Genomic DNA, 4,847 nt, shown 5'->3' with positions numbered 1-4,847 from the left:
CGGAACCCACCACAGGGTTCCGGCCGCGGGCGTGCGACGCGCCTGTCGGCGGTTCACTCCGGCGTGAACTCGTAGCGCAGCTCGTACAGATGGCCCGCCTTGGCCATGACCGTGGCCTCGACGGGCCGTCGGCCGTCCCCGTACACCACACGCAGCGTCCGCAGTACCGGCAGATCGCCGGGCAGGCGGAGCGCTTCGTACTGTTCCTGAGTGGGCACACGCGCGGAGACGCGGTCGACGCTGCGCCGGGGCGGGTGACCGAGTTCGGCCAGCAGCGTCGGGGTCCCTCCCTTGATACGGCGGCGTTCCATCAGCGCGGTGCCTCGGGCGATGTCCAGTGGGTAATAGGAATGGACCAGTTCGACGGGCTCGTCGTCGAGCATCAGTACCTGATGCCGGAGCAGAGCCGTACCACCCTCGGGCAGAGCCAGCGCGGCGGCGACGTCCGCCGGGGGCTCCGCCTCGGCCACGGAGAGGAGTCTGCTCCGGGCCTCCCCACCGTGCTTCGCGGTCTCGGTGAGCCGGCGGTAGGGCTCACCGTTGGCAGCGGGAGCCATGTACGAGGCGGGCCGTACGGTGCGCTGCCGGTGTTCCCGTACGGTTACGGCGGCACCCGCGCGGCCCACGACCAGCCTCTCGTCCTTGAGGAGTTGGAGCGCCTTCTGCACGGTGGCGTTCGAGGCGTCGAACCGGTCCTTGAGCTGTGCGGTGGACGGCAGACGGGCACCGGGCGCGAGGTCGCCGGTCATGATCTCGTCGCGCAGGTCGGCGGCGATCCGTTCGTGGAGGGAACGGCGGTCGTACGCGTCGTGTTCGGTCCTGGGCACGGTCATCCGATCCGCATCTCGTAGCGCAGCCGCTGACGGTGGGCCGGCATGGTCATCATGTCGACCTGGATGGACCGGCCGTCGGTGTCGAGGGTGACCCGCGAGAGACGGAGAACCGGTTCGTCCGGGCCGGTGTGCAGGGCTTCTTGTTCCTCCGGCGTGGGCATCAAAACCGTATGGCTGGCCTTCAAGACCGGATCCGCTCCCGTGTGATTGGACGTCCGGCCATGAGTGCGGTCATGACTGCGGTCCCGGTCGGGAAGTGGACCGGGACCGTGTGGGGCAGGGGTGTGGTCAGCCGTTGGCCAGGGCTTGGACTCGGTCCAGGGCGCCGTTGAATCTGTTGTGGTCGCCGACGATGGGGCCCTTGTTGGTGTACTGCCAGATCGTGTGGAAGCCCCAGCCCGCGGGCAGTTCGCCCACCGTCGTGCTGTAGCGGGGGAGCCAGAGCGGATTCGTGGCGCCGAAGCCCGGATAGTTGCCGGTGCAGGTCTTCCACCAGCTCGTGGCCGTGTAGATCACGGCGTCGCGGCCGGTGCGGGAGCGGTAGGTGTCCAGGAAGTCGCCGATCCAGTCGACCATCTGGTCCCGCGTCTTGCCGTAGCAGGCCGCGCCGTACGGATTCCACTCGATGTCCAGCACGCCCGGCAGCGTCCTGCCGTCGCGCGACCAGCCGCCGCCGTTGTCGACGAAGTAGTCCGCCTGGTGCGCGCCGCTGGAGCCGTCGGGCGCGGCGAAGTGGTACGCGCCACGGATCAACCCCGCGTTGTACGCGCCGTTGTACTGCTGCGTGAAGTGCGGGTTCTTGTAGGAGCTCCCCTCGGTCGCCTTGGTGTAGGCCCATTCCACCCCGCTGCTCCACAGGGCCGACCAGTTGACGTTCGCCTGGTGCCCGGAGACATCCACGCCCTCGGTCTGCGGGGCGCGGTCCGTACGGGGCAGTGCGCCCTGGCCGTCGTGTTCGATGATGCCCATGCCCATATGGGCCGAGCCTCGTACTGGTGTCTCCGTCGACGTCTCCGTCGACGTCTCCGTCGACGTCTCGGCCGGCGGATCCGCCGGGATGTCGGCCGCGCTCGCCCCGCCCGGCCGGGCGAGGAGGAGCGCGGGAGTGGTGAGGAGCGCGGCGACCGCGGCGATGAGCGCGCGGCCGGTCGTTCCGGATCTGTGCACGGGCATTTCGTGCCTCCGAAGACCTCGTGGGGGGGAGCAGAGTGGGGGAGCGTATGAATCGGACGACATGGGGTGGAGATGGACATGTCACTCATAACGCTACGCATGTAGACCAGTTGACGGAAGCACGCCACGCGGCTGCCCCCGGAATAAACCTGCGAAATACTGACCGGGCCGCGGCAACAGCCGTCGGCGAAAGAAACTTTCAGGGGCGGAAAAGCGCGCGATGGGTGCTGACGTGCACGGGAGTGGTACGGGAAATGAGCCGGAGCACGGCCGGTGGAGTGGTGTGGACCAGGAATTCCTGGCCCTGGAAAGGGAATTGGCCGTCTTTCTGCGCCGAGCCCGCGCCAATTCCGGCGAGGTGGCGCGCGAGGTCCATCCCGAGCTGGAGCCCGGGGCGTATGGCCTGCTCGTACGGCTGGAGGAGGCCGGCAGTCAGCGGGCCACGGAACTGGCCGCGTATTTCGGCGTCGGCAAGGCCACGATGAGCCGTCAGCTCCGCGCGCTGGAGACGCTCGGCCTGGTCACGCGCGAGCCCGATCCGGCCGACGGACGCGCCTGGCTGATCCGGATCACCGACGAGGGCACGTCCCGTTTTCGACGGGTCAGGAACGCCCGCCGCGAGCTGTACGTACAGAAGCTGGCGGACTGGGACCGCGCGGAGATCGCCGAACTGGCCCGGCTGCTCCACCACCTCAACGAGCGCGCGGAGAGCTGAGACGGCGGGGAGAGCCGGCGGGTGCGGGGCCGGGACCGCGGGTCACGAGGGTGGTCCCCCTCGTGGATCCGGCCGCCCTGGCCGACCCCGCCCCGGCCGCCCCCAGGCCTGCCCCCGACCGCCCCGCTGCCCCGGCTCGCCCCGCCCCCGCCGTCACAGCTCCACGTACGTCACCGTCGCGTCGTCGCTCGTCTTGCCTCTGCGGAACGTCACTCCGTCCGGGTCCGCCCACTCCGCCGCCCTGACCCGGTCGATCAGCTCCTGCGGGCCGTTCTTCCGTACCAGCGCCAGACAGTCCGCCCAGCCGCCCTCCCGGAACACCTCCACCCAGCGGGCCGCGCCGTCCGTCAGCGCGAGCAGGGACCGTACCCGCGCCGTCGGCGTACGGCCCGTCACCGCCTTCGCCGCGACCGCCGGGTCGGCCGCCGCCGTGAAGAAGCCGCCCTCCGCGTTGCGCAGCGCGTCCGTCGAGGCGACCGAGCGCAGCACCTCGCGCGGGACGCGGTCGAGACGGTCGTCCAGCACCGCCCGTACACCGCCGTCCGGCGACTCCAGCAACAGCGTCGAGTCGGAAAGGACCAGATGTTCGACCTCGTCCGGGCCCCAACGTGCCAGTACGACGGTGGCCTGAGGGGTGCGTACGTGAGAAAGGTCACATGTTTCGCGATGCGCGTCCGCCGTACGCGCGATCGATACGCCGAGGACCTCTGCCAGCGTCATATCCCGGCGGGAACCGGACAGTTCGGCGAGCGCTCCGCCGAGCCGGGAGGTGAACCACGACACACCATGCACACAACCGTCGTCCCCGGCCGGCGGTGTCACCCCGTCCAGGACGACCAGCGTTCCGCCCCGGCCGGCGGCGGGCAGAGCGACGGATGTCCAGTCCTCATTGGGCCTCGCGGCGGCCCCCGGCACGCTGGCCAGTTCGATGCGCATGATGTCCAGTCTGCACGATTCCCCCGGCGGACCGCATGACTCCTTCACGGTCTCTGCACGCACTGTCGATGGACTCGTACGGCCTGGTCAACCACTGTCATTCGGTCAGAATGAACGCCGAAGGGGACCGGGACGGGATGAGAAAGGGCGCATCGGGGAAGCTGCGGGCGCGCATCCTGCCAAAGCATGTCCAGAAGGTCCACCCGGCACGCCAGGTTCCGGCAGGGCCTCGGCTGGGAAGAGTTGTTTGCCAACTCGTTCGTGATGTTCACTCGTTCGGGTGGCGGAGCGGCCGATACGTGCCTCCCTCGCACATGCGCTGGAATGGTCGGAAGCCGTACCAGGGGTGGGGGCTCTCTCGTTGTGACCGGTCGTCACCTCTGCTTCATGGGCGGACGAGTACAAGAATGCGAGCACCGGTGCAGAAGAAGCGGCCTCGGGGTAACGGTGTCACGCGCGGCGGGGCGACCAAGGCTGAGACCGGCAAGGCCACGGTAGGCATGGCCGGGACGGACAAGCAGTCCGACAAGGGCAAGTCCGGCAAGGACACGTCCGGTAAGAGCAAAGGCCGGGCCGACAGCGCGAGCAGCACGCCCGTGCCTGCGTCTGCGTCTGTGCCCGCATCTACGAACGGTCTCGCCGCGGGCGGTACGGCCGGAGAAGGGCGCCGCGTGCGCGTACGCAGCAGGCTGGTCGCCGGTGTCGCCGTCCTCGGTATCACCGTCGTCGCGGCCGGCGCGCCCGCCGTGCTGACCGCCTCCGCCGAGCTGAACGACGCCCAGCGTCTGGTCACTCTCGCCGAGCTGAACCAGCAGGCCGTGGTCCTGGCCCACTCCCTCGCGGACGAACGCGACGAGGTCGTCGTCTTCATCGCCGCGGGCCGGGAGACGCAGCCGGACGGGACGGGCTCCGCCGACGGCACCGGCTCCAGCTCCGGCGACACAGCGGGCTCCAACGGCAGCACCGACTCCGGCTCCGGCGACACAGGCACCGGTTCCAGCTCCGGCGGCGGTGACAAGGGCAAGCACACCATCTCCGACACCCGCAGCGCCCGTGTCGACCGCCAGATCGACGAGATACGTACGGCCGCCTCGGCCTCTCCGGGTCTGCTGCACGACCTCTCCACCGTTCCCTCCATCCGCCGTACCGCCCTCACCGGCAAGGGCTCGGCCCTGGAGGCGTACCGCGCG

5 protein-coding genes and 1 pseudogene are annotated in these 4,847 nt (G+C 69.8%); 2 read left to right on the top strand and 4 right to left on the bottom strand.

Annotation, left to right across the window (positions count from 1 at the left end; all coding sequences use genetic code 11):
- Positions 1–53 precede the first annotated feature (53 nt).
- The 3 genes from GA0115259_RS32710 to GA0115259_RS32700 all read right to left on the bottom strand — a co-directional run bounded on the left by GA0115259_RS32710 (position 54) and on the right by GA0115259_RS32700 (position 2,006).
- Positions 54–833 (bottom strand): GntR family transcriptional regulator, encoded by a 780-nt coding sequence (locus GA0115259_RS32710; protein ID WP_093603674.1) that lies wholly within the window; start codon positions 831–833, stop codon positions 54–56.
- Complete coding sequence (locus GA0115259_RS32705) at positions 830–994, bottom strand: UTRA domain-containing protein (RefSeq protein ID WP_093603676.1); 165 nt, start codon at positions 992–994, stop codon at positions 830–832. Before GA0115259_RS32705 ends, GA0115259_RS32710 begins: the two co-directional genes overlap by 4 nt.
- Positions 995–1,121: 127 nt before the next feature.
- Positions 1,122–2,006, bottom strand: a complete 885-nt coding sequence (locus GA0115259_RS32700) for a lysozyme (RefSeq protein ID WP_093603672.1) — start codon at positions 2,004–2,006, stop codon at positions 1,122–1,124.
- 220 nt (positions 2,007–2,226) lie between these two features.
- On the opposite strand from GA0115259_RS32700, the gene GA0115259_RS32695 reads away from it, so the two are divergent.
- The gene (locus tag GA0115259_RS32695) at positions 2,227–2,721 is read left to right on the top strand and encodes a MarR family winged helix-turn-helix transcriptional regulator (RefSeq protein ID WP_093603670.1); all 495 of its coding nucleotides are present in this window, start codon (positions 2,227–2,229) and stop codon (positions 2,719–2,721) included.
- Between the two features lie 153 nt (positions 2,722–2,874).
- Here the strand turns inward: GA0115259_RS32695 and GA0115259_RS32690 are convergent, their stop codons facing one another.
- Positions 2,875–3,657, bottom strand: a complete 783-nt coding sequence (locus GA0115259_RS32690; protein WP_093603668.1) for a protein phosphatase 2C domain-containing protein — start codon at positions 3,655–3,657, stop codon at positions 2,875–2,877.
- A gap of 500 nt (positions 3,658–4,157) precedes the next feature.
- On the opposite strand from GA0115259_RS32690, the pseudogene GA0115259_RS32685 reads away from it, so the two are divergent.
- A pseudogene (locus tag GA0115259_RS32685) lies at positions 4,158–4,847 on the top strand (nitrate- and nitrite sensing domain-containing protein); the annotation flags it as partial.

This window comes from Streptomyces sp. MnatMP-M17, from assembly GCF_900091995.1.
Taxonomy (GTDB): Bacteria; Actinomycetota; Actinomycetes; order Streptomycetales; family Streptomycetaceae; genus Streptomyces.
The sequence above is the reverse complement of the archived record's forward strand: the minus strand, read 5'-3'. Positions and strand labels throughout refer to the sequence as shown.

Coding starts and splice junctions, on each gene's coding strand:
- GA0115259_RS32710 (WP_093603674.1), bottom strand. CDS start 833: ATGACCGTGCCCAGGACCGAACACGACGCGTACGACCGCCGTTCCCTC.
- GA0115259_RS32690 (WP_093603668.1), bottom strand. CDS start 3,657: ATGCGCATCGAACTGGCCAGCGTGCCGGGGGCCGCCGCGAGGCCCAAT.
- GA0115259_RS32700 (WP_093603672.1), bottom strand. CDS start 2,006: ATGCCCGTGCACAGATCCGGAACGACCGGCCGCGCGCTCATCGCCGCG.
- GA0115259_RS32705 (WP_093603676.1), bottom strand. CDS start 994: ATGCCCACGCCGGAGGAACAAGAAGCCCTGCACACCGGCCCGGACGAA.
- GA0115259_RS32695 (WP_093603670.1), top strand. CDS start 2,227: ATGGGTGCTGACGTGCACGGGAGTGGTACGGGAAATGAGCCGGAGCAC.